This window comes from Acidobacteriota bacterium (assembly GCA_003225175.1).
Classification (GTDB): Bacteria; Acidobacteriota; Terriglobia; order Terriglobales; family Acidobacteriaceae; genus Gp1-AA112.
Genome location: QIBA01000258.1, coordinates 1 through 3,153, shown reverse-complemented (window position 1 = coordinate 3,153; position 3,153 = coordinate 1). Strand labels below are relative to the sequence as shown.

3 protein-coding genes are annotated in these 3,153 nt (G+C 27.6%); 2 read left to right on the top strand and 1 reads right to left on the bottom strand.

All coding sequences use genetic code 11. The features are described 5' to 3' along the window. Window positions 1–265: 265 nt before the first annotated feature. Window positions 266–481 (bottom strand): hypothetical protein, encoded by a 216-nt coding sequence (locus tag DMG62_25215; GenBank protein ID PYY18871.1) that lies wholly within the window; start codon window positions 479–481, stop codon window positions 266–268. A gap of 616 nt (window positions 482–1,097) precedes the next feature. Between DMG62_25215 and DMG62_25210 the strand changes: the two genes are divergently transcribed. Both DMG62_25210 and DMG62_25205 read left to right on the top strand, forming a co-directional pair. Next, the gene (locus DMG62_25210) at window positions 1,098–1,289 is read left to right on the top strand and encodes a hypothetical protein (protein ID PYY18870.1); all 192 of its coding nucleotides are present in this window, start codon (window positions 1,098–1,100) and stop codon (window positions 1,287–1,289) included. Window positions 1,290–2,106: 817 nt separating this feature from the next. Continuing rightward, complete coding sequence (locus tag DMG62_25205; GenBank protein PYY18869.1) at window positions 2,107–2,403, top strand: hypothetical protein; 297 nt, start codon at window positions 2,107–2,109, stop codon at window positions 2,401–2,403. Window positions 2,404–3,153 lie beyond the last annotated feature (750 nt).

Below are 3,153 nucleotides of genomic sequence, written 5' to 3'. Positions count from 1 at the left end.
TTTAATTTCGTTAATCCATTTTAAGATATGGTTGTCATCATAAGGAATAGTCGTCTCTTGGAACTCTTCATCAACTTCTGAAAATTCGTCCCATTCGGTATGAGTTACTTTTTTATTGATCGTAGGGTGATTGAATATAATATAATCTTTATCAATAATGCCGGATAAAAGTGGATCATTATCATCCAAATCAAGATAATATATGTTCTTTGCAATCGTAGAAATAGTACTATTAGAGTGGTTCGATAACTATTAAAATTAAAAATTATATTAATTGATATATTAAACCTTCGAATAAAAGTAGTGAAATTTTAATAAAATTAACTTGAGATATCTGTTGCAATGCTTTTTTATCGTTAATTTCACTAGCAAAATCCAAATCGTGCCATTCGAATTTGCGAATTTTATCTGTCAAAATATGTGACAAAGCGTGCTTCTTTTTATAATCGGAATCGGATTTTTCTAACAAATCAAAATACAACTTAACCGAATTTTTCTCTTCCTATAATTATAAAAGAACATTAATCAATAATTGATAAATTTATTTTTGTAAGTTAACGTTTAATATTTTTATCAGACAACCAGTACACACAACGCAATAAATATCTCTCAAGCAAGGTAAGCAAAACCTCTAGGGATTTAAAATCTCTTAAACAAGATTATTGCAAAAGCCTCTAGGGATAATAAATCTCTCGAGCAAGGATATTGCAAAAGCCTCTAGGGATAATAAATCTCTCGAGCAAGGATATTGCAAGCCTCTAGGGATAATAAATCTCTCGAGCAAAGATACTGCAAGACATTTAGAACTTGCAAATACTCTAGAAATCGATTTCATCATTTAAAAGTAATTATTACTAAAAGAAAAAAAATTATTTACCTCTTTAAGTTTATATGAAAAGTTTGAATGCTTTTTAACTAAATTAGTATAACTACTAAAAAAACCATTTTTTTTTTGAATAGTATATGGGGCCTTAAAATTTGCAGTATATAAGTTATAAACTACATATTCGTGAAATGAATATTGTTTATTAACTTTATATGAAAAATATAGCTCGTAATTTGTCATTATCATAGAATAGTGAAATAAACGAAGTGAATTGGAGAAAGTAAAGACGAAACCATTTTTATTAATACGAAAAGCGATTATTTTGCACGAGAAAAATTTCCAAAAAAAAAAAAAAAAAATTTTTTTGATTTATGTCATGCATTTATTTTATAAAATTCGATTGGTTCCTGTCGTCGTACACGTCGATCGCTATAATTCGAAAATTTACGAAATTTTGAAGTAAATATTTTCAGCAAAGCTTCCAATTGTGCACGAAAGTGTTTCATTTCGTCAAATTTCGTTGAAACATTTTCACGTTTTAATAGTCAAATTACTTTAATTATAATTATAGATAAATTTTAAATTCTAATTATTAACAAAATATCTCATATTAATTTGTAATCGTATATAAAATATTTTAAATAAGTATTTCCGGATTTCTTTCGTAGTACTATGTACGGATTTATTGTGTCGAATCGTTCAGTTATTTATCTTTGCACAAAACAATTTAAACATATTTTATGTTCATGCCATAGATCTTTTTTCTTACATTTGTAAATTGGGCATTTATTACTTGGTGAAAAACATTGAATTTTGGTATATGTATTACTATAACTTTGACCGCATTTTTCACTGTCCCCATTATAATTTCTTTTAAATTAAATTTTAAGAAAGTAGATTCTATTGTAGCACTGTATCTCTATTTTATAAGAAATTAATAATACACTTGTTATAAATTGATTACAATACATAATTTGTTCAAAGTCTTAATTTGTTTGGGCAAGAGTCTTGAACATAACAGATCAAATATAAAAATTTTTGAAAAGGCATAAATTATAAATATTTGATAATTAAAATGGTTCCTGAGCAAATTAAAATATTTGAAAATTTATTTTAAAAAATATTATAAATATAATCGCAATGTCATTTTTGTATTTAAAAAAAAACACAATTCTCATCATTACAAATAAAATTCCTGCATCGAAAAAAATTGATTTCCATTCGCTCGTTTTTAAGGATTACATAATATCATCATGATGAATTAAGATATATCAAATAAAATGTCACAATCTAAATATTATCTTCGTTCAAAAAATTTAAAATACCCATGCGCTCAACCTCAAAATGTCGTATCACTACCGCAAAATTTCGAATCACAAAGTGAAAGTTTAGATGAAGAAGTTATTCCGCTTAATGTCGACACGCAAATTGAAGAAGAAATCATTTATTTTCAGGATCTAAACAATACTTTGATGATAAAAAACGAACGTTTAATAGAAGAATCCAATAAAAAGGATATTAAAATACAAAAAATTACACAAGAACGAAATGATTTACGTAATGACGAAACGATATAAACTTCGTCAGAAATGTCGTTTTCTGTTTAGCAGGCTTCTTCATGAGTTGCATGGGTTATTATTTGTATCGAAGGATTCCTTTCGGATTGTTCTAAAACATGTCTCGTCGTCCTCTGTAAAAAAAAAATTTTATCATTTCAATTCTTCATTTGATTTTTGATTAAACGAATAAATCATTTTGATATAGACATTCGGTTCAATCAAAAAATTTTTGTTATTTTCAAGTAAAAAATAGATCTGAATTTTATATTCGCAAAAAATTGCACTTTACAATAATTTCTGTTTAGCCTTTTAACGTTAATATATTAAAAGATTTGTAATCCGGATTTTAATGAAATTAAATAGACTTAGTATAAAAATAATTATAGTTTTCAACTCGGTGAGAGAGTGCGATGATTTTTAAGTTAGCGTTATGAAAATTGACGAGAAATCGTTGATTTTATTCCCATTATAATAGACTCGCGCGGTTCTCGACCCATGAGACACGCGAAGGTCTGATTGAAACAAATGTCCACGATTTGCTTTTTTTAACACCTCAGAAGCATCGTGATGCATGTGACTTGCGTCGCAGAATTAAATTTGAATCGAAAATGTTACGAAAATCAACGAGAAATTGTCAATTTTATTCCCATTATAACAGACCCGCGCGGTTCTCAACCCATGAGACACGCGAAGGTCTAATTGAAACAAATGTCCTCAATTCGCTTTTTTTAATACCTCAGAAGCATTGTAATGCATGCGACTTGCGTC